The 19697-nt window shown below is 72.9% G+C and carries 19 protein-coding genes; 6 read left to right on the plus strand and 13 right to left on the minus strand.

Annotation, left to right across the window (positions count from 1 at the left end; translation table 11 throughout):
- Window positions 1–102: 102 nt before the first annotated feature.
- Window positions 103–1371 (minus strand): ATP-grasp domain-containing protein, encoded by a 1269-nt coding sequence (locus tag SD460_RS29005; RefSeq protein ID WP_290056016.1) that lies wholly within the window; start codon window positions 1369–1371, stop codon window positions 103–105.
- 91 nt (window positions 1372–1462) lie between these two features.
- Window positions 1463–1987, minus strand: coding sequence for a DUF1360 domain-containing protein (locus SD460_RS29010; RefSeq protein WP_318307001.1), 525 nt, complete (start codon window positions 1985–1987; stop codon window positions 1463–1465).
- A 125-nt stretch (window positions 1988–2112) separates the two neighbouring features.
- On the opposite strand from SD460_RS29010, the gene SD460_RS29015 reads away from it, so the two are divergent.
- A complete protein-coding gene (locus tag SD460_RS29015) occupies window positions 2113–3126 on the plus strand; it encodes a DNA topoisomerase IB (RefSeq protein WP_318307002.1) in 1014 nt (337 codons plus the stop codon).
- Between the two features lie 122 nt (window positions 3127–3248).
- Window positions 3249–3587, plus strand: coding sequence for a hypothetical protein (locus SD460_RS29020; RefSeq protein ID WP_290056019.1), 339 nt, complete (start codon window positions 3249–3251; stop codon window positions 3585–3587).
- Window positions 3588–3878: 291 nt separating this feature from the next.
- On the opposite strand, the gene SD460_RS29025 is transcribed toward SD460_RS29020, so the two are convergent.
- On the minus strand, window positions 3879–4259 hold the full coding sequence (locus SD460_RS29025) for a VOC family protein (RefSeq protein WP_290056020.1): 381 nt from the start codon (window positions 4257–4259) through the stop codon (window positions 3879–3881).
- A 4-nt stretch (window positions 4260–4263) separates the two neighbouring features.
- Complete coding sequence (locus tag SD460_RS29030) at window positions 4264–5280, minus strand: YihY/virulence factor BrkB family protein (protein ID WP_290056021.1); 1017 nt, start codon at window positions 5278–5280, stop codon at window positions 4264–4266.
- 54 nt (window positions 5281–5334) lie between these two features.
- Here SD460_RS29030 and SD460_RS29035 point away from each other — a divergent pair, with 54 nt between their 5' ends.
- Window positions 5335–5802, plus strand: coding sequence for an SRPBCC family protein (locus tag SD460_RS29035; RefSeq protein ID WP_290056022.1), 468 nt, complete (start codon window positions 5335–5337; stop codon window positions 5800–5802).
- Between the two features lie 68 nt (window positions 5803–5870).
- On the opposite strand, the gene SD460_RS29040 is transcribed toward SD460_RS29035, so the two are convergent.
- The 6 genes from SD460_RS29040 to SD460_RS29065 all read right to left on the minus strand — a co-directional run bounded on the left by SD460_RS29040 (window position 5871) and on the right by SD460_RS29065 (window position 13636).
- Complete coding sequence (locus SD460_RS29040) at window positions 5871–7463, minus strand: phytoene desaturase family protein (RefSeq protein ID WP_318307003.1); 1593 nt, start codon at window positions 7461–7463, stop codon at window positions 5871–5873.
- 15 nt (window positions 7464–7478) lie between these two features.
- On the minus strand, window positions 7479–8552 hold the full coding sequence (locus tag SD460_RS29045) for an NAD-dependent epimerase/dehydratase family protein (RefSeq protein WP_290061594.1): 1074 nt from the start codon (window positions 8550–8552) through the stop codon (window positions 7479–7481).
- Window positions 8553–8586: 34 nt separating this feature from the next.
- A complete protein-coding gene (locus SD460_RS29050; RefSeq protein ID WP_290061595.1) occupies window positions 8587–10611 on the minus strand; it encodes a CocE/NonD family hydrolase in 2025 nt (674 codons plus the stop codon).
- Window positions 10612–10632: 21 nt separating this feature from the next.
- Window positions 10633–11823 carry a zinc-dependent alcohol dehydrogenase gene (locus SD460_RS29055; protein WP_290061596.1) on the minus strand — a complete coding sequence of 397 codons (1191 nt, stop codon included), beginning with the start codon at window positions 11821–11823 and terminating at the stop codon, window positions 10633–10635.
- A 203-nt stretch (window positions 11824–12026) separates the two neighbouring features.
- Window positions 12027–13022 (minus strand): inorganic phosphate transporter, encoded by a 996-nt coding sequence (locus SD460_RS29060; RefSeq protein ID WP_290061597.1) that lies wholly within the window; start codon window positions 13020–13022, stop codon window positions 12027–12029.
- Window positions 13022–13636 carry a DUF47 domain-containing protein gene (locus SD460_RS29065; RefSeq protein ID WP_290061598.1) on the minus strand — a complete coding sequence of 205 codons (615 nt, stop codon included), beginning with the start codon at window positions 13634–13636 and terminating at the stop codon, window positions 13022–13024. Before SD460_RS29065 ends, SD460_RS29060 begins: the two co-directional genes overlap by 1 nt.
- Window positions 13637–13732: 96 nt before the next feature.
- On the opposite strand from SD460_RS29065, the gene SD460_RS29070 reads away from it, so the two are divergent.
- Together SD460_RS29070 and SD460_RS29075 are read left to right on the plus strand one after the other, a co-directional pair.
- Window positions 13733–14674, plus strand: a complete 942-nt coding sequence (locus SD460_RS29070; RefSeq protein WP_318307004.1) for a glycosyltransferase — start codon at window positions 13733–13735, stop codon at window positions 14672–14674.
- A 22-nt stretch (window positions 14675–14696) separates the two neighbouring features.
- Entirely contained in the window at window positions 14697–15905 is a 1209-nt protein-coding gene (locus SD460_RS29075; RefSeq protein ID WP_318307005.1) for a glycosyltransferase, read from the plus strand.
- An 83-nt stretch (window positions 15906–15988) separates the two neighbouring features.
- On the opposite strand, the gene SD460_RS29080 is transcribed toward SD460_RS29075, so the two are convergent.
- From SD460_RS29080 to SD460_RS29090, 3 genes are read right to left on the minus strand one after another with little or no spacing between them, the layout of a single operon-like run.
- Window positions 15989–16879, minus strand: a complete 891-nt coding sequence (locus SD460_RS29080; RefSeq protein WP_290061603.1) for a glycosyltransferase family 2 protein — start codon at window positions 16877–16879, stop codon at window positions 15989–15991.
- Window positions 16858–17724 (minus strand): glycosyltransferase family 2 protein, encoded by an 867-nt coding sequence (locus tag SD460_RS29085; RefSeq protein ID WP_318307006.1) that lies wholly within the window; start codon window positions 17722–17724, stop codon window positions 16858–16860. The genes SD460_RS29080 and SD460_RS29085 overlap by 22 nt, the downstream gene beginning before the upstream one ends.
- Window positions 17721–18572 (minus strand): polysaccharide pyruvyl transferase family protein, encoded by an 852-nt coding sequence (locus tag SD460_RS29090; RefSeq protein WP_318307007.1) that lies wholly within the window; start codon window positions 18570–18572, stop codon window positions 17721–17723. The genes SD460_RS29085 and SD460_RS29090 overlap by 4 nt, the downstream gene beginning before the upstream one ends.
- A gap of 72 nt (window positions 18573–18644) precedes the next feature.
- Between SD460_RS29090 and SD460_RS29095 the strand changes: the two genes are divergently transcribed.
- Complete coding sequence (locus tag SD460_RS29095; protein ID WP_290060859.1) at window positions 18645–19610, plus strand: NAD-dependent epimerase/dehydratase family protein; 966 nt, start codon at window positions 18645–18647, stop codon at window positions 19608–19610.
- The last annotated feature ends 87 nt before the right edge of the window (window positions 19611–19697 follow it).

Here is a 19697-nt window from a genome sequence, read left to right on the forward strand (position 1 = left end):
TTCAGCTCACCGCGGGCCGGCGCGCTCGCCGGCGGACAACCGCGTCACCCTCGGTTACCCGGCGAAGATCTTCGCAAACTCCTCTGTCACAACGGTTCCGGCTCAGTCGAACTCGAACGGCAACGCGTCCACACAGGCCTGGTACTTCCGCGTCATCTCGTGCTCGGTGTGCGCCGCGATGAACAGCTCCGCCAGCTCGAAGCTGTAGCTGTCCTGCTCCGGCAGGTCCGAAAGCCGTTGCCCCACCTCGGGCACGATCTCGATCCGCGTACCGTCGATGCGCTCCTCGACCGCCGCGACCTCCTCACGGGTCGGCACGCGCGTCACGACGCCGTCGGAGAACCGGCGCAGGTACCACTTGCCCGCGATCTGGTACTTGCCCTTGCTCGGCCGGCGCGCGGGGTCCTGGCCGAGGCCGAGGCGCACCATGATCTCGTGGTTGGCGACCCCGTCGACGAACTCGAAGAGCTCCGCGTGGGACTGGGAGTGCCGCGGGTTGATCTCCAGCAGGCACACCTGGCCCGACTCCGGGTCGCAGAAGAACTCGATGCTGAAGGTGCCGTTGTCGAAGCCGATCTGTCTCATCACGCGCTCGGCGACGTCCCGCATCCGCTGCACCGTTTCCTCGCCCAGCTGGGACGGGTACTGGTGGCGCAGGAACGAGGGGCTGTCCGGGTAGTCGATCGAGTCGAGGGCGCCGTAGACGGTGACTTCGCCGCGGTACACGTACCCTTCGACGGCCGCTTGAACGCCGTGCAGCGCCTCCTCGGCCAGGCACGCGGCCCCGCCGACTTCGGCGATTTCCGGCGGCAGCCGGACCTGGTCGAGCACGTAGCCGAACGGCTCGCCCACCCGGCCGACCCCGGCCCGGATCTCGGCGACGGCGTCGGCGAACTCGGCATCGTTCTCCGCCTTGAAGGCGAGCTCCGAGGAGAACGACTTGACCGGCTTCAGCCACATCGGGAAGCCGACGCCCTCCGGCGGCGCAGGCCGCTCGCGGTCGAGGTCGACGACGCCGAAGTGCGGCAGCTCGTCGATCACCTTCCGCTGCTCCAAGCGGCTCCAGTACTTGTGCTCGCACTTGAGCACCGCTTCCAGCGGCACACTCGGCAGGTCGTACCGGGCGCACAGGATCGGCACCAGGCACGCGGCCGGGAAGTCCCAGTAGCCGACGATGGCGCCGACGTCGCCGTCGAAGGCGTCCAGCTCGTGCTGCGCCGTCTTCAGCAGCGCTTCGAAGTCGATGTCCCCGTGCTGCAGCTCTTCGGGGGTCAGCAGGCCGTGGAACTCGTAGCTCCCGGCCCACGGCAGGCGCTCCAGCACCCGCTGGTTCTCCTCGTCCAGACCGATCACGAAGATGTTGATAGCCATGTCGGAGAGCTACCCGGGGCGGGTGCGCCGAAACGGGGCCGGATGGCCGGTTTCGCGGCCGGGGGAACGGGCACCCGAAGGTGCTTTTCCGCTATCCCGAAGCCAGCTTCTTGCCCGCGTCGTAGAGCAGGTGCAGGACGTCGGCCAGGCCGACCGCGGTCAGCACCGTGGCGGCCAGGCGCGTCGGCCGTGGTGCCACGACCAGGCCCGCGGCCAGGCCGGTGCCGATCCACACGTCGAGGCAGAACGGGCACGACACGAGCTCGCCGACGGCGTGTGCGGCGTGGCCGCGCGCCGGCACGGACTCGTTCAGCTCGTCTTCACCCGCCGGCTCTTCGTACTTCGTGAACGGCGCCCGCAGCGGGCTGGTGATCGCGGCCTTCGCCAGCACGCGGCTGGCTTTGAACGTCGCGGTGCCCAGCAGGACCGTGTCGCCGGCGCTGAAGCGGCGTGGCAGCCGGGCACCGGCCGCGCGCCCGAGCGCCGTCAGCGCGCCGACGAAGACGCCGTACGCCCCCATCGCGCCGAGGTACCCGGCGAGCGGGCGGTCGGCTTCCCCGGCGTACCCGCGCTGGACCCGCTTCGCCTTGGCCTCGATGTCCTTCACGGCGTTCACGACTGGTCCTCGAGCGGCGTGGCTGCGGTGGTCATCCGTGCTCCTTCCGGTGTTTCCCGCGGCGTACCCGCGCCGGCGCGCGGCAATCATGGTTTCCCGGTGCGCCCGGCGGGTACTTGGCGGCGATGGGACGTACCCGGCTCCGGCGCAGCGACCTGCGCGGCCCCGGCATCCGGCGGATCCGCCGCGGCCGGGGGTTCTCCTACGTCGAGTCCGACGGCTCGCCGGTCACCGACGACGAGCTGCTCGCGCGGATCAAGGACCTGGTCATCCCGCCGGCCTGGCGGAACGTGTGGATCTGCCCGTACCCGAACGGGCACGTCCAGGCGGTCGGCACCGACGACGCCGGGCGGCGCCAGTACCTCTACCACGAGCAGTGGCGCCGCGACCGCGACGAGGAGAAGCACGACCGCGTCCTCGCGATGGCCCGGCGGCTGCCCGGGTGGCGGGAGTCGGTGGCGGCCGACCTGGCCGGCCGCGGCCTGACCAGGAAACGCGTCCTCGCGGCGGCGCTGCGCATGCTCGACCGGGGCATCTTCCGCACCGGCGGCGAGGAGTACGCGGACGAGAACGGCACCCACGGCGTCGCGACGCTGCTGCGGGAGCACGCCTCCGTCCGCGGCGACGAATGCCGGTTCAGCTACGTCGCCAAGGGCGGCCTCGACCGCGAGGTGGCGATCCGCGACGCGGCGCTGGCTTCGGTGGTGAAGTCGCTCCTGCGCAGCCGGTCCGGAAGCGACCGGCTGCTCGTCTACCGCGACGGCGACACCTGGCACGAGGTGCACGCCGCCGACATCAACGAGCGCTTCAAGGAGCTGGCCGGCGAGGACTGCACCGCGAAGGACCTGCGCACGTGGACGGCGACGGTCCTGGCGGCGGCCGCCTTCGCCGCGGCCGAGCCGCCGACGTCCGAGACCGCCCGCAAGCGCGCGGAAGCCGGGGTGATGCGGGAGGTGTCCCGGGCGCTCGGCAACACCCCCGCTGTGTGCCGGGCGTCCTATGTGGACCCCCGGCTGGTCGAGGCGTACCGCGGCGAGCGCACCATCGCGCCCGCGCTCAAGCGCGTGGCCCGGCTGGAGGGCGACGAGGCACGCGCGGCGCTGGAGAAGGCGTGCGCCCGGCTGCTGAAGGCGTCATGAGTCACTCTTAGTCGATCAGGGCGCGGCAGCTTGGTCGAGCGGCAGGAGGCACGGTGAGTGAACGGCAATCCATCCGAACGTGTACTGGCCCCCGGACACGCGCGTCCGGGACCCTGAGGACGATGACTTCCGACCCGTCCCCCGTGCGCTGGCGCGCCTCGATCGGCCTCGCCGTGGGCGGCGACGGCCCGGTCTCGAGCATCGTCGAGTCCGAGCACGGCAGCGAGGGCTCGGCCCGCGAGTGGATCGAGCGGAAACTCCCCCGCACCCGCTTCCCGGCGTGGATCCCGGCGGCCCGCCGCGCGGACGGCGTGGAACTGTTCGGCCGGGTGGCCCGCGGCCACGTGGTGACCGGCAGGCTGGTGCCGACGTGGGAGTCGGATGCGGGCACGGCGGTCTGGCACGCGGACCGCGAGGGCGACCACGTCCAGTGGCGCCGCTGCGCGGCCGAGGACCACTGACCGGCCCGCTCGCGACCAGCGGCGGTAGGCAAGCCGGCGGCCGGTCGGCCTGGCAGCCGTGACCAGCGGCAGCGGACCCACCGGCAGCCGGTCGGGCCGACGCCCGTGGCCAACGACAGCAGGCCCCCGGCGCCGCCACCAGCGACAGCAAGCCCACCGCGCCCGGCGCCCGCGACCAGCGGCAGCAGACCGTCCGCGCCCGGTCGGCCCGGTGTCCTGAATGAGTCATTCAGGTCACCGGAAGTCCTGAATGACTCATTCAAGACACCCGGTCAGCCCGGCGCGCGACCGTCAGTCCGTGCCCAGCTCTTTCCGCAGCAGGCAGAACTCGTTGCCCTCCGGGTCCTGCAGCACCACCCACGACTCCGTGCCGTCCTGGCCGACGTCCGCCGGGCGGGCGCCCAGGGCCAGCAGGCGTTGCAGCTCCGTCTCCTGGTCGGCGCCCTCCGGGTTCACGTCCACGTGGAGCGGGAGCTTGCCGCGGCGGGGGTCGTCCGTGCGGGCCAGTACCAGCGTCGGGGGGCCCTCGCCCAGCGGGACGCCCGGGACGCCCAGCTCGAGGCCGTCGGGCTCGTGGCCGATCACCTCGTAGCCGAGCGCCGCGCACCAGAACTCCGCCAGGCGGTCGGGGTCGTGGCAGTCCAGCACCAGTCCGGTGATGCGGGCGGCCATCCGGTCAGCTCCGTTCCGTCTCGCGCGCCACGTCCGCGGCCTCGTCTTCGTCCATCGCCCTGGTGTCCCGCGGCGGCAGGAAGGGCTCCCCCTGGTCCTCGTCCCGCCCCGCTTCGATGCTGCGGCTCCGGGCGAGCTCGGCGTCGAGTTCGGCGCCCAGCAACACAGCCAGGTTCGAGATCCACAACCATACAAGGAACACGATCACGCCCGCCAGCGAACCGTAAGTCTTGTTGTACGAACCGAAGTTCGCGACGTACAGCGCGAATCCGGCCGACGCCAGCACCCACAGCAGCACCGCCACCAGCCCACCCGGCGTCAGCCACTTGAAGCCCGGCTGCCGCACGTTCGGGCCCACCCAGTACAGCAACGCGAACGCCAGGCTGACCAGCAGCGCGATCACCGGCCACTTCGCGATCTCCCACACCAGCACCCCGGTCGAGCCGAGGCCGATCAGGTCACCCAGCCGGCGCGCGACCGCGCCCGTCGCCACCACGCCCAGTGCGCACAACGCCAGCAGCACGACGATCCCGATCGTCAGCAGCACCCGGATCGGCACCACCTTCCACACCGGACGGCCCTCCGGCATGCCGTAGATCGCGTTCGACGCCCGCATGAACGCGCCGACGTAGCCGGAAGCCGACCACAGCGCGCCCAGCAGGCCGATGATCGCCAGCGGCCCGGCCAGGCCGCGCGAGCCCGCCAGCTCCTTGATCGCGCCGACGAGGATGTCCTTGCCCTGTCCCGGGACGACCTGCTGGACGTTGTCGATCACGGCCTGGATCTTGTCCGGGCCGAGCAGGCCGAGCAGCGACGTGAGCACGATGACGCCCGGGAACATCGACAGCACGCCGTAGTAGGTCAGTGCGGCCGCCCAGTCGGTCACGTTGTCGCGGCCGAACTGCTTGAACGTGCGCTTGAGCACCGCCCGCCACGACCGCTTGGACAGGTCCTCGGGACCTTCGGGCTCTTCGTGCCGCTTCGCCGCCATCGCCACCTCCGCTTTCGTCGGCGATGGCATACCCCGTCCGGCACTGGGTATTCCCCCTGCGTCCCGACGACCAGGAGGATTCCCGTGACCGAGGTCAGCCGCGTGATCGACGTACCACCCGACGCCGTGTTCGACGTGCTCGCCGACGGCTGGCTCTACGCGGGCTGGGTGGTCGGCAGCTCGCACATCCGCGACGTCGACCACGACTGGCCGGCGGTCGGCTCCCGGATCCACCACAGCGTCGGCCCGTGGCCGGTGCACATCCAGGACGTCACCGTGGTCCGGGCGGTGGAACCGGGCCTGTCGCTGTCCTTGGAGGCCCGCGGCTGGCCCCTGGGCGCGGCGGCGGTCGGGCTGACGCTCGTCCCGCACGGCGAAGGGGCCACGCTGGTCCGGATGACCGAGCACGCGATGCGCGGCGTCGGCAAGGTGCTGCCGGAGGCGGTGCAAGCGCTGATCATCAAGCCCCGCAACACCGAATCCCTCGCCCGCCTCGCCGACCTGGCCACCGGCAAGTACGCCCGCGCGAAGGAAGGCCACCCCCGCCCCTAGGTCTTGCGCGGCTGGTCGTGGGTGTTCAGTCGGGTTCTAACCCGACTGAACACTCACGAGCGGGCGGGTCAGCTGTAGATCGCGCGGTGGGCCGCGCGGATCACCGCCGCGTAGCCGCCGCCGAGCGGGCCGGAGCGGGCCAGGGCCGCGCGGGCCGCGTTGGCGCCCGGGCCGCCGTGGACCGCGCCTCCGGGGTGGGCCGACGCGCCCGCCAGGAACAGCCGGTCGACCGGGGTGTCGGCCCGGCCCGTGCCCGGCACCGGCCGGAAGAACAGCTGCTGGTGGATCGCCGTCGTTCCGGCGTTGATCGCACCGCCCACCAGGCCCGGGTTGTGCCCGGCCAGTTCGACCGGCCCCTGCACGTACCGCGCTTTGATCAGCCCGGTGAACCCCGGCGCGCTGGCTTCGACCGTCTCCTCGATCCGCTTCGCCCGCCGCTCCAGCGCCGACCGGTTCTCCATCGTCCCGCGCGGCACGTGCGTGTACGCCCACGCCGCTTCGGTCCCGGACGGCGAGCGCGTCGGGTCGGTCGTGGTCATCTGGCCCAGCAGCAGGAACGGGCGGCGCGGGGTCCGGCCGCGGGCGAGTTCGCCGCCGAACGCCGCGAGCCCGTCGAGGTCCGTGCCGAGGTGGACCGTGCCCGCGCCGCGGGCGCCTTCGGCCGTCCACGGGATGGGGCCGGACAGCGCCCAGTCCACTTTGACCGTTCCACTGTCCCACTCGAACTTCGTGAGGTCCTCGACCAGCCGGGACGGCAGCCACTGCTCCCCCACCAGCTCGCGGTACAGCACCGGCGCCGGCACGTCGGCGAGCACGGCCTTGCGCGCCCGGACCGGGTCACCGGCGGCGTCCCGCACGCCCAGCGCGCGGCCGCCGCCGACGAGGACCTCCCGCACCGGCCGTCCACAGTGGACCTGTCCGCCGCGCGACTCCAGCCGCCGGACCAGCGCCGCGACCAGTTCGCCTGCACCGCCTTCGGGCACCGGGAAGCCTTCGTCCTGCCCGATCATCGCGAGCAGCCAGCCGAACACCGCGCTGCCCGCGTTGTCGACGGAAAGGTCGCTGTGCGCGGCGTTCCCCGCCACGAGCAGCTTCGCGCCCTCGCCGCCGAACAGCTCGTCGCCGAACCGGCGCGCCGGCAGCGTCAGCATGCGCGCCAGCCGCAGCGCGTCCCCCGTTCCGGTGCGGCGCAGCAGCTTCAGCGCCGGGCGGACCGGTGGGAACGGCGTGAACAGCGCGTTCACCAGCGGCTCGCGGATTTCCCGCCACTGCTCGAACAGCCGCCGCCAAGCGTCGCCGTCGCCCGGGGCGAACTCGTCGGCCGACGCGGCCGTGCGGTCGAGGTCACGCGAGAGCACCGCGCACCGGTCGTCGGGCAGCACGTGCGCGAGGACGTCGGGGGCGTGCCGCCAGCGCAGGCCGTGCTCCGCCAGCCGCAGCCCCTTGATCACCGGCGACACCGCGGAAAGCGGGTAGAACGCGCTGAACAGGTCGTTGCGGAAGCCCGGTTCGGTCACCTCGGCCGTCCGGACCGAGCCGCCCGGGTGCTCGGTCGCCTCCAGGACGAGGACCGACCAGCCGGCGTCGGCCAGCAGGTTAGCCGCCACCAGCCCGTTGTGCCCGGCGCCGATCACCACGGCGTCGAAGGCTTCCGTTCCCACTGGCCCTCCTGCTGGTCAGGCTTGCGACTGGTGGCTCGGCCCGGCCCGCGTGAGCGAGCGGAGCCGGGCCAGTACCCCGGAACCGCGCGGCGGCGCCAGGGGCGGGCTCGCCGCCCCCGCACCCGAGCGCAGCCCGGCGACCAGTTCGGCGATCGCGGACGCGGCGTCATACCGAGGTTGCCAGCCCAGGACGGTCTCCGCCACCGTGGTGTCCGCGAGGGCCGCGCGGTCGGCGAGTTCGAGCCAGCCGGGGTGCACCGGGAGCACTCCGCTCGCCCAGGCCGCGTGAACCACCGCGCGCGCGAGCGGCTTCGGCACCGGGAGCCGGGTTCCCCCGAGGACGGCGGCCAGTTCGTCGGCGTCGAGGACGCCGGGCGCGGCCAGGTTGACCGGGCCGGTGTAGCCGGTGGCGAGGACCAGCCGGATCGCCTCGGCGACGTCGGAGGTGTGCACCGCCTGGGCACGCAGGTCGTTCCACAGCGGAACCGGCAGCCGCCGCCCGCCGGCGAACCGGGCGGGCACCGCCGGGTCGAGCAGCCAGCGGGCGAACTCGCCCGCCGCGCGCCGCTGCAGGATCGCGCACGGCCGGAGCCGGGCGATGCCGATCTCCGGGTGCCGCGCCTCGAACCGGTCCAGCAGGGACTCCAGCGCGGCTTTCCCGCGGCTGTAGGCGCTGTGCGCGATCCCGGTGCACGGGTGGTATTCGCTCACCTTGTCCCAGCGCGGCGCGGGCCCGTAGGCGGCCACCGAAGACGCGACGACCAGGTGTGGCACCCCGGCGGCGGCCGCCGCGGCGAGCACGTGCCGGGTGCCGTGGTCGTTGGTGCGCCACATCGGCGGGTCGCCGCGCACCGGTGAGATGGCCCAGGCGAGGTGGACGACGGCGTCCGCGCCTTCGAACAGCGCGGTCAGCTCCCGCTCGGCGCCGCGGTCGCCGACGTCGAGCGCGCACCAGGCGGCCGAGCGGTACGGCTCGGCCGTCGTGTCCGGCAGCCGCCGCGCCAGCCCGGTCACGTCGTGACCGGGCTCGAGGGCGGCCAGCAAGGCCGTTCCGACGTTCCCGGTGGCACCGGTGATCACGATCCGCACCCGCACCGCTTACCCGCGGGTGCGGCGCCGAAACTCAAACCAGGTCGCGGGGAATCCGCCGGTGCCAGTTGCGCGAGACGATCCGCCGGGCCCCTTCGTAGCCGTCGAGCTGCGCGTCGATGACGAATTCGGTGTCCGTGCAGGACACCCGGGTGCGGGTCTCGCTGCGGGCCAGCCACTCGCCGCGGGCGAAGGTGACCTCCCACGCGGTTTCCGCCACTGGCGAGCGGAAGTCGTCGGCGACCCAGGTGTAGCGCTCGCGGACGTCCCGGGTGACCGCCAGGTCGAGGTCGTCGAAGCGCACGGTCCCGGCGTCCTTCACGATGTCCAGCGCCGACTGGTAGTCGACGAGGTCACGGGAGACGGTCCAGCGCTGCTCCCCCGGCGTCACCGCGGTCACGGCCATCGGCGGCGCGCCTTCGGGTTCGCCGAACGGCCGGGCGGGCAGCTCGTCCGGCTCGGCGACCGGCCGGACCGGCAGCTCGAGCGCGCTGTGCCCGGTGTGGACCGCCAGCAGCACCGGCGTCGGCGGCGGCCAGGCCAGCGGCCAGTACGAAGTGGACAGTGACAGCCGGATCCGGTGCCCCGCCGGGAAAGCCTGCGCGACGGCGTTCAGCTCGATCTCCACCGCGCACCGCTGCCCCGGCTCCATCGGCGCCGGCTCGTCGTGGCCGTCGCGGTGGGTCAGGTTGAGCAGCCCGTAGGTGACGCGGGTGGCCCGGCCGTCCGGGGCGACGTCGGAGAGCCGCGCCGCGACCATCGCGACCGGCTGGTCGGCGGAGACCTCCAGCCGCACCACCGGCGAGCCGAGGATCTCGCACCGCTCGGTGAGCACGTCGGTGTCGAACACGAGGGACCCGCCGTCCTCTTCCCGCTGGTCGTAGGGCAGGTCGGGCGGGGCGCTGTAGGACGCCCACTTCCCGGAGAACTGCCCCACCGAAAGCGGGGAAGACACCGTCAGCGCTTCGTCTTCGACGGTCTCGCCCGGCCGCGCGAGCCGGTGCGGCGCCAGCGGCAGCTGCTGCGGCTTCACGTGCGGCGACGGCCAGGTGGCTTCGCCGACCCAGCGGCCGGGCCGGTCCTCGTAGGACGTCGAGGGCGGCACGCTCTCCTGCATCCACGTCCGCAACATCGGGCCGTCCATGGCGTCGTTGTCCTCGCCGCGCAGCCAGTGGTCCCACCACCGCACGACTTCCTGGAGGTAGCCGATCGCCGGGCCGGGCTCGCCGAGGTGCGGGTACTTGTGCGACCACGGCCCGATCAGCCCGCGCCGCGGCACGTCGAGGTGCGCCAGCAACCGGATGACGGCGTTGGAGTAGCCGTCGGCCCAGCCGCTGGAGGCCAGCACCGGCACCTGGACGTCATGGTAGTTCCCGCAGATCGAGGCGTGCCGCCAGTAGTCGTCGCGGCGCTGGTGCTCGAGCCAGTTCCCGATCCACAGGCTGCAGTTCTCCAGCCGCTCCAGCCACATCTCCCGCCACCGCTCGCCGACGACCGCGGGGTCGGGCGGCAGCGTGGCGTAGGCGAACATGGTGCCGGACTCGGCGACGTTGTCCGAGAGCAGGCAGCCGCCCATGTAGTGCATGTCGTCGGCGAACCGGTCGTCGGTGAACGAGGAGATCACGATGGCGCGCAGGCTCGGCGGTTTCCGCGCCGCCACCTGCAACGCGGCGAACGCACCCCAGGAAATCCCCATCATGCCGGTGTCGCCGGTGCACCACGGCCGCTCGGCGATCCACGCCAGGACGTCCTCGGCGTCGAGCTGCTCGCGTTCGAGGTACTCGTCGGCCAGAACGCCTTCGGACTCGCCGGTGCCGCGGATGTCCACGCGCACGCAGGCGTACCCGTGCCCGGCGAGGTAGGGGTGGTGGATCGCGTCGCGCGGCGCGGTGAGATCCCTTTTGCGATAAGGGATGTACTCCAGGATCGCCGGCACCGGCTCGGCGTCCGACGAGACCGGCCGCCAGACGCGGGCGGACAGCACAGTCCCGTCGGACGCGGGGATCCGGACGTGGTCTTCGACGACGATTTCGTGCGGCAGCGAGGTGACGGCTCGCAACGGCTGGCTCCTCCCCGGGGTCTAGGCGGTCGGCTGCAGCAGGATCTTCTGGGCGCCGTCGAGCTTCTTCTGAAAGATCTCGTACGCGCGCGGCGCGTCCCGCAGGGGCAGCTTGTGAGTGGCGAAGCCCTCGACGCCGAGCGGATCACCGTCGGCGGTGAGCACCGGCATGATGTCGTCGATCCAGCGCCGGACGTTGGCCTGCCCCATCCGCAGCTGGACCTGCTTGTCGAACAGCTCCATCATCGGGATCGGGTCGACCATCCCGCCGTAGACGCCCGACAGCGAGATCGTGCCGCCGCGGCGGACGCTGTCGATGGCCGCGTACAGCACGCTCAGCCGGTCGATGCCCGCCTTCTCGGTGATCTTCGCGCCGATCGCCTGCGGAAGCAGGTTGACCAGATCGTGCGCCAGTTTCCCGACGGGCGCCCCATGGGCCTCCATGCCGACGGCGTCGATCACCGAGTCGGCGCCCCGGCCGCCGGTGAGACCGCGGATGTGGTCACCGATCTGCTTGTGGTCGCGAGTGTCCACCGCGACGGCCCCGTGTTCGCGAGCCCGCGCGAGCCGCTCGGGCACGAGGTCGACCCCGATCACCTGCCCGGCCCCGCGGTGCCGCGCGATCCGGGCGCTCATCTGCCCGATCGGCCCGAGGCCGAAGACGACGACGGTCCCGTCCCGGGGCACGTTCGCGTACTCGACGGCCTGCCACGCGGTGGGCACGACGTCGGAGAGGTAGACGAACCGCTCGTCCGGCGGGCCGTCCGGCACCTTGATCGGGCCGTAGTGGGCCTGCGGGACGCGCAGGTACTCGGCCTGGCCACCGGGGACCTGGCCGTAGAGCTTGGTGTACCCGAGCAGCGCGGCGCCCTTGCCCTGGTCGGTGACCTGGGTGGTTTCGCACTGCGACTGCAGCCCGCGGTCGCACATCCAGCAGTGGCCGCAGGAGATGTTGAAGGGGATCACGACGCGGTCGCCGGGCTTGATGTGCGTCACCCCGGCGCCGACCTCCTCGACGACACCCATGGGCTCGTGGCCGAGGATGTCGCCTTCGGTCATGAACGCGCCGAGCACTTCGTAGAGGTGCAGGTCGGAGCCGCAGATGCCGGTGGAGGTCACCCGGATGACGGCGTCGGTGTCCTCCTCGATCTTCGGGTCCGGCACCTCGTCGACGCGGACGTCGCGTTTGCCGTGCCAGGTGACTGCCTTCATGGCCCTCCCTTTTCCGCGGACGGTTCTCGCCCCCGGTTTCCCGGCGGCGGGGAGGGCAAACGCGGGTCAGGTGAGCGGGCCGGCCACCCGCAACGGGCGAGGAGGTCCTGTCCTGCGGCACCGACGTCTTGAATGAGTCATTCAGGACACCGGAGGTCCTGAATGACTCATTCAAGACACCGCGGGTCCACCCGGCACCCGGGTCAGGTGAGCAGGTCCGCCACCAGGTACACCGCCGCGGCCACCGCGGCGGCCGCCGGGAAGGTCAGGACCCAGCCCAGGACGATGTCCCTGGCGATGCCCCAGCGCACCGCCGAGAGCCTCCGGGTCGCGCCCACGCCCATGATCGCCGCCGTGATCACGTGGGTCGTCGAGATCGGGGCCTTCACCGCGAACGCCGTCACGTACAGCACCGACGAGGCCACCGACTCCGCCACGAAGCCGTGCGGCGGGTCCAGCGGGAACACCCGGCGGCCCAGCGTGCGCATGATCCGCAGACCACCCGAATAGGTGCCCAGCGACAACGCCGCCGCGCACAGGAGCGTCACCCACATCGGGACCGCGAACGTCGACTGCTGGCCCGCCGCCACCAGGGCGAGCACGATCACGCCCATGCCCTTCTGCGCGTCCTGCAGGCCGTGGCCGAGCGCGAGCGCCGAAGCCGAGACGATCTGGAAGCGGCGGAACACCCGGCCGCTGCGGTGCGGGTTCGCCCGGCGCAGCAGCCACAGCGCCGCCAGCATCGCCGCGTAGCCCAGGATCAGCCCGAGCAGCGGCGAAGCCACCATCGGGATCAGCACCTTCTCGGCGATCCCCGCCCAGTGCACCGTGCTCGCCGCCGCCAGCGCGGCGCCGACCATGCCGCCGATCAGCGAGTGCGATGACGACGACGGGAGGCCGAAGTACCACGTGATCAGGTTCCAGGTGATCGCGCCGACCAGCGCGGCGAAGACCACGGTGAGCGCGTCCGGCCCGGCCGGGACGTCGATGATGCCCTTGGCCACCGTCGCGGCGATCCCGGTGGACAGCAGCGCGCCGGCCAGGTTCATCACCGCCGCCAGCACCAGCGCGGCCCGCAGGGTCAAGGCGCGGGTCGACACCGCGCTGGCGATCGCGTTCGCCGCGTCGTGGAAGCCGTTGGTGTAGTCGAAGACGAGCGTCAGCACGATCACCGTGACCAGGGCGGCCGTCCCCGTCACTAGGACTCCTTGACCGCGATGGTCTGCACCACGTCGGCCACGTGCTCGAAGGCGTCGGCGGCGAGCTCGAACTGCTCGACGACTTCCTTGGTCTTCAGCACCTCGAGGGCGTCGCCGCCCGGTTCGAACAGGTGCGCCAGGATCCGGCGGTAGATGCGGTCGGCCTCGTTCTCGAGCTCGTTGACCTCGATCCAGTACGGCTCGAGGTCGCCGACCTTCGCCAGGCCCGGCATCGACGACGCGGTCAGCTCCGCGCAGCGACACAGCACGCGGACCAGCACGTCCGTGCCCGGCGGGAACGCCTCGATGCGGTACAGCACCGCCAGGTCGGCCGCGGTGTCCATGAAGTCGAGGACGTCGTCGAGCTTGCCGGCGAGGGCCTGGATGTCCTCGCGGTCGAACGGCGTCACGAACGAGCTGTTCAGCTCGACCATGATCGTGTGCGTCAGCTCGTCACCCTGGTGTTCGACCTCGTGCAGGCGCTTGGCGAGCGCTTCCCGGTCTTCGGGACGCGCGGCCACCAGCTCGCGCAGGAGCGCGCTCGCGGTCACCAGGTTTCTCGCGGCATCGGTGAGCAAGTCGAAGAACCGCGTACCCCGTGGGGTGAACCGCATCGCTGGAAATCCCTTCTTCGCCGCCCGGCCGCCCACGAGCCGGGTACCCGTGGCGGCCGGACGTTTAACCGGCGGTGTCCGGGAAACCAGGAGGACATGACCGATCCCGGCTCCCGGCGCCTGAGAGTACTGCTCTGGCACGTCCACGGCTCGTGGACCGACGCTTTCGTCCGCGGCCGCCACGAATACCTCTTGCCGGTGTCCCCCGACGGCGCGCCGTGGGGCCTGGGAAAAGCCGGGCGGGACTGGCCGTCGGTGACCGAGGTGCCGCTGGACCGGCTGGCCGAGGCCGAGCCCGACGTCGTCGTCCTGCAACGCCCGGAAGAGCTGGACTTGGCCGCGCGGCTGGGCGTGCCGTCCGTCTACGTCGAACACAACGCGCCCCGGCCGTACGCCGCGTCGAGCGAGCACCCGCTGGCCGGGCGCTCCGACATCACCGTCGCGCACGTGACGCACTTCAACGCGGCGATGTGGGACTGCGGGCGCGCGCCGGTCACCGTCGTTCCCCACGGCATTCCGGACCCCGGCGCGCGCTACACCGGGGAGATCGCCGCCGGCGTGTCGATGATCAACGAGCCCGTGCGCCGCCGGCGCGTCACGGGCTCGGACCTGCTCGGCACGCTCGCCGGCACCGCGCCGGTCGACGTGTTCGGCATGGGCACCGAGGAGCTCGGCCCGCCGTTGCGCGGGCGGGGCGACGTGCCGGTGCCCCGGCTGCACGACGAGATCGCCCGCCGCCGCGTCTTCCTCCACACCGCGCGCTGGACGTCGCTGGGCCTGTCCCTGCTGGAGGCGATGCACCTCGCGATGCCGGTCGTCGTCTTCGCCGCCACGGAGGCGGTGGCGGCGGTGCCGCCCGACGCGGGCGTGGTCTCCACCGACGTTTCGGTGCTGGCCCGCGGATTCCGCGAGCTGCTGCACGAACCCGACTACGCCGTGCTCGCCGGCAAGAACGCCCGCGAGCACGCGCTGAGGCACCACGGGCTCCGCGCTTTCCTGACCGCTTGGGACCACCTCCTCGCCGAGACGGCCCGCTGACCCCGAGAGGAACGTCGCACCGATGAAGATCGCGATGGTGTCCGAGCACGCCAATCCCCTGGCCGCGCTGGGGGAAGCCGACGCCGGCGGCCAGAACGTGCACGTGGCGGAGCTGTCGGCCGCGCTCACGCGGGCCGGGCACGACGTCACCGTCTACACGCGCCGGGAGAGCCGCGACGAGCCGCCGGAGGTCCGGACCGAGCAGGGGTTCCGCGTCGTGCACGTCCCCGCCGGGCCGGCGCGCAAGGAGCCGAAGGACCACCTGCTGCCCTACATGGGCGAGTTCGGCGGGTTCCTGCGCGACCGGTGGACGGCCGAGCGGCCGGACCTGGCGCACGCGCACTTCTGGATGTCGGGGCTCGCGACCGCCCTCGCGGCGGGCGCGACCGGCACCCCGGTCGCGCAGACCTTCCACGCGCTGGGCGTGGTCAAGAAGCGCTACCAGGGTGACAAGGACACGAGCCCGGCCGACCGGATCCGGCTCGAGCGGATCATCGGGCGGCAGGCCGGGCGGGTGCTCGCCACCTGCTCGGACGAGGTCTTCGAACTGTCCCGGCTCGGCGTACCGCGGTCGCGGATCTCGATCGTCCCTTGTGGCGTCGACCTCGGGCGGTTCACCGCGGACGGGCCGGTCGCCCACCGCCGGGCGCCGCACCGGCTGGTCGCCGTGGGCCGGCTGGTCCCGCGCAAGGGGTTCGACACCGCGATCACCGCGCTCGCGGAGCTGCCCGGCACCGAGCTCGTCATCGCGGGCGGCCCCGAGCGCGGCCGGCTTTCCCAGGATCCGGAGGCGCGGCGGCTGCGTGAGCTCGCCGACCGCCTCGGCGTCGGCGGCCGCGTCCGCTGGCCGGGTCAGGTGTCCCGGGCGGACATGCCCGCCCTGCTGCGCTCGGCCGACGCCGTCGTCTGCACGCCGTGGTACGAGCCGTTCGGGATCGTGCCGCTGGAAGCGATGGCGTGCGGTGTCCCGGTGGTCGCGACCGCGGTGGGCGGCCTGACCGACACGGTCGTCGACGGCGTCACCGGGCTGCTCGTCCGCCCGCGCGAGCCGAGGGAGCTCGCGTCCCGGGTACGGCGGCTGCTCGACAACCCGGCGCTCGGCCAGACCTTCGGGGCCGCCGGCCACGACCGCGCGAGCGCCCGCTACTCGTGGGACCGCGTCGCCGCCGACACGCTGCGGGCTTACCACAAGCTGGTCCCCGAGCCCGCGGCCACCGCCGAGGCCCGCTGACCTGAAGGGGACGGTGCCGGCATCTGGTGCGCTGAAGGGGACTTTCCTGTCATCACATGACAGGAAAGTCCCCTTCAGCACGTTCAGCCCACGTAGCGGCGGGCCTGGGACGCGCGCTGGGGTGCCTCCAGGAGACGCAGGCCGTGCTCGACCTGCGCGGGGACCACGCGGCGCTGGGCGAGCACCCACGGGAGGCCGCGGACTACGTCGCCGAGGGCCGCCAGGGTTGCCCGGTCGCGGGGTGCCGAGCGCAGCACGTCCCGGCCGCGGCGGAAGACGGCGGGCCAGGGGCGGCGGAGCAGGAGCGTCCACAGCGTGTTGCGGATGCCGAGCCGTCGGCGGTGCCGCGGGTCGCGCAGCTTCGACGGCGCGTGGTGGATCACCACGTCCTCCGCCCAGCACATCCACCAGCCGCGCGCGGCGAGGTCCAAAGCGAACAGTTCTTCCTCCCCGCCGAGCCACATCCGCGGTGAAAAGCCGCCGACCTCGCGGAACGCGCTGACCCGCACCGCGGTCAGCCCGGCCATGATGCCGAGCAGCGCCGGTCCGGGCAGCCAGTCCGGCCCCGGCACCGGGGACTCGCGCAGCTCCGGCGTGATCGGGTCCTCGGCCAGGCCCGGCTCGACCAGGCACCGGCCGGTCACCGAACCGAGGCCGGGGTGGGCGTCCAGGATGTCCGCGGCGCGGGTCAGCGAGCCCGGCTGCCACGTCGTGTCGTCGTCGCAGAAGGCGACGTACGGCGTCGTCACCGCTTCGACGGCGACGTTCCGGGCCACCGCGCCGAGGTTCTCCGCCAGCCGGAACAGGCAGACGCCGGGGAATTCCCGGGCGACCATGTCCGCCGTGCCGTCCGCGGACCCGTTGTCCGCCAGGAAGATCGGCGGGCTGTCGGGAAGGGACGTCATGTGCGCCAACGTTTCCCGCAACTGCGCACAGCGGTTGCAGGTGATGATCACGACCGAGATTCGCGCCATTCGGCGGTCCTTTCCAGCGTCCGGGCCTGGAGTTCGACGTGGGCGGGCAGCACGCGGCGGTGCCCGAGCGCCCGCGGCAGCCGGGCCACCGCGCCGAGCACGGCCCGCGGCGCCGCGACGAGCGTCCGCGCCACCTCCCGGCGGCAGACCCGCGGCGGCCGGCGCAGCACCGCGATGAGCAGCCGGTTGCGCAGTTCGGCGCGGCGGCGCCACGACGACGGCGGCCGCGACCGCGACGGGTGGTGGTGGGCCCGCAGGTGCCCGACGTAGCAGACTTCCCAGCCGTGCGCGGCCAGGTCGTAGGCCAGCAGCTGCTCCTCCGCGCCGAAGTGCAGCAGCGGGCTGAAGCCGCCGGTCTGCAGGTACGCCTTGCGGCGCACGATCGCCGAGCAGGCGAGGAACCCGAGGACCAGTGGCCCGGGCGCGCCGTCGGGGTGGCCCAGCGGGCTGCGCTCGAGCTCTGGCGTCACCGGGTCGTCCCGGTTTTCCGGGCCGACCAGGGTGCGCGCGGCCAGCAGCCCGGTCCGCGGGTGCTCGTCGAAGATGCGTTCGGCTTCGGGCAGCGCGTCCGGCGCCCACCACGAATCGTCGTCGCTGAAGGCCACGTAGGGCGTTTCGGCCACGACGACGCCGAGGGTGCGGGCGGCGGCGGCGAGGTTGCGCGGCAGCCGGATCACGCGCACGTTCGCGTACCCCCCGGCGACCTCGGCGGTCCCGTCCGAGGAAGCGTTGTCCAGCACGACGACCGGCGGCACGGGGTCCAACGCGGACAGCCGGTCCAGGGTGCGCGCCAGCTCGGCCGCGCGGTCGCGGGTGGCGATGACGACGGTCGTGCGCGCGCTCACCGCTCCCCCACCAGCGCCTCGACGAAACCGGCCAGCGACGGGACGGGCGGGTCGACGGCGGCCTGGCCCGACAGGCACCACTTCAGCCGGGCGTCGAGCAGTTCGGCGTCGACGGCGTCCTCGGCGGCGAGCACCGGCCAGCCGAGCGCCGCGCCTTGCGCGGTCACCTTCCCGCCGCCGTCGACCGGGTCGACGGCGACCACCGGCACCCCCGCCTTGAGCCCGAGCACCAGTCCGTGCAGCCGGGTGGTCACCACGGCGTCCATCGCGGACAGTGCGGAAACGAACTGGCCGGGCGTCGAACACCGCTCCCAGTCGGCGTGCGCCAGGCGGGTGTCCAGGGGCACGCGGGCGCAGTCGAGCCCGGCGAGCCAGCCGGTCAGCGCCGCGTGGACCTCGTCGTGGCGGCCCGCGCCGCCGTATTCCGGCTGGTGCGGCGCGAGGACCACGCCGAGCACCGGGGTCTTCGCCACGGAAGCCGCCAGGGAAAGGTCCGGCGTGCGGCCGTCGTCGCGCGGGAGGACCCGGTGGAACCCGGTCACCGCCGGGTCGTCCGGATCGGGGACGGACACGCCGACGGCGATCCGGCGGCACCCCGCGTACCGCTCGTGCAGCGAACGCACCTGCGGCCCGTGCACCGGCCCGCAGGCGAACACGAGGTGCGTGTAGTCCGCGGGCGGCGCGTCCGGCAGGTGCCGGGCGCCGGGGCGGAACCCGGGGCTCCAGGCGACGTCGTAGCCGATCCCCTCCCGCTCGAGCGCGGCCCCCGCCGCGTGCAAGCTGAGGACGTCACCCGCGGTCGCTTCGCCGTGCAGGAAACTGGCCCATCCGGTGAGCAGAACTCGCATGGAGCGCCGCGTACCCGCTCGCGGTGGCCTTACACGGGTTTGCCACCGGTACCGCCGGGTAGCCGCCACGGCATGACGAATCCGGGAGTGACCAGGCAGTTCGGACGAGCGGTGGTGACCGGGGGTGCCGGCTTCGTCGGCGCGCACCTGTGCGAGCTGCTGCTCGGCGAAGGCCTCGAAGTGATCGCCGTGGACAACCTGGCGACGTCCTCGGCGGACACCCTGGACGGCCTGCTCCGCCACGAGCGGTTCCGGTTCGTGCGCCACGACGTCACCCGGCCGATGCCGTTGAACTGCCGGGCCGACGTCGTTTTCCACCTGGCTTCGGCGGCGTCCCCGCGCGACTACCTCGCGCTGCCGATCGAGACCCTGCGCGCCGGGTCCCACGGCACCGAGAACGCCCTCGAGCTGGCTCGCCGCGACGGTGCCCGGTTCGTCCTCGCGTCCACCAGCGAGGTCTACGGCGACCCGCTGGAACACCCGCAGCGCGAGCAGTACTGGGGCAACGTCAACCCGATCGGGCCGCGCAGCGTGTACGACGAAGCCAAGCGCTACGCCGAAGCCCTGACGTCGGCCTACCGGCGCGAACACGGCGTCGACACCGGCATCGCGCGGATCTTCAACACCTACGGCCCCGGCATGCGCGCCCACGACGGCCGGATGATCCCGGCGTTCGTCGACCAGGCGCTCAAGGGCGAGCCGATCACGGTCACCGGTACCGGCGAGCAGACGCGCTCCATCTGCTACGTCGAGGACACCGTCCGCGGCCTCCTGGAGCTCGCGCGCTCGGGCCACCCCGGGCCGGTGAACCTCGGCAACCCGCACGAGCTGACCGTCCGCCAGGTCGCCGAGCGGATCAAGGAGATCACCGGGTCCGGTTCCCCCATCGAGGAGATCGACGCCGTCGTCGACGACCCGAAGCGCCGCTGTCCCGACATCTCGCTCGCGCGCGAGGTCCTGGGCTGGGCCCCTAAGGTCGACGCCGACGACGGCCTCCGCCGCACCGCGGCGTGGTTCGGCCGGGCGTCGCTGCGCTGAGTAGCGACGCCCAGGCAATTCGTTTATGGGTGACTTCGCCGGGTAGCGCTATAGGCGAACGCGGGCCGCAGGAGTCCGCACCGGACG

It is taken from the genome of Amycolatopsis solani (genome assembly GCF_033441515.1).
In the GTDB taxonomy this organism is placed as follows: Bacteria; Actinomycetota; Actinomycetes; order Mycobacteriales; family Pseudonocardiaceae; genus Amycolatopsis; species Amycolatopsis solani.

What these genes read in the sequence shown, in the direction of transcription:
- SD460_RS29065 (WP_290061598.1), bottom strand. Translation starts at nt 13,636, where the DNA reads ATGCGGTTCACCCCACGGGGTACGCGGTTCTTCGACTTGCTCACCGAT.
- SD460_RS29005 (WP_290056016.1), bottom strand. Translation starts at nt 1,371, where the DNA reads ATGGCTATCAACATCTTCGTGATCGGTCTGGACGAGGAGAACCAGCGG.
- SD460_RS29020 (WP_290056019.1), top strand. Translation starts at nt 3,249, where the DNA reads ATGACTTCCGACCCGTCCCCCGTGCGCTGGCGCGCCTCGATCGGCCTC.
- SD460_RS29070 (WP_318307004.1), top strand. Translation starts at nt 13,733, where the DNA reads ATGACCGATCCCGGCTCCCGGCGCCTGAGAGTACTGCTCTGGCACGTC.
- SD460_RS29090 (WP_318307007.1), bottom strand. Translation starts at nt 18,572, where the DNA reads ATGCGAGTTCTGCTCACCGGATGGGCCAGTTTCCTGCACGGCGAAGCG.
- SD460_RS29030 (WP_290056021.1), bottom strand. Translation starts at nt 5,280, where the DNA reads ATGCCATCGCCGACGAAAGCGGAGGTGGCGATGGCGGCGAAGCGGCAC.
- SD460_RS29080 (WP_290061603.1), bottom strand. Translation starts at nt 16,879, where the DNA reads ATGGCGCGAATCTCGGTCGTGATCATCACCTGCAACCGCTGTGCGCAG.
- SD460_RS29075 (WP_318307005.1), top strand. Translation starts at nt 14,697, where the DNA reads ATGAAGATCGCGATGGTGTCCGAGCACGCCAATCCCCTGGCCGCGCTG.
- SD460_RS29095 (WP_290060859.1), top strand. Translation starts at nt 18,645, where the DNA reads ATGACGAATCCGGGAGTGACCAGGCAGTTCGGACGAGCGGTGGTGACC.
- SD460_RS29055 (WP_290061596.1), bottom strand. Translation starts at nt 11,823, where the DNA reads ATGAAGGCAGTCACCTGGCACGGCAAACGCGACGTCCGCGTCGACGAG.
- SD460_RS29025 (WP_290056020.1), bottom strand. Translation starts at nt 4,259, where the DNA reads ATGGCCGCCCGCATCACCGGACTGGTGCTGGACTGCCACGACCCCGAC.
- SD460_RS29015 (WP_318307002.1), top strand. Translation starts at nt 2,113, where the DNA reads ATGGGACGTACCCGGCTCCGGCGCAGCGACCTGCGCGGCCCCGGCATC.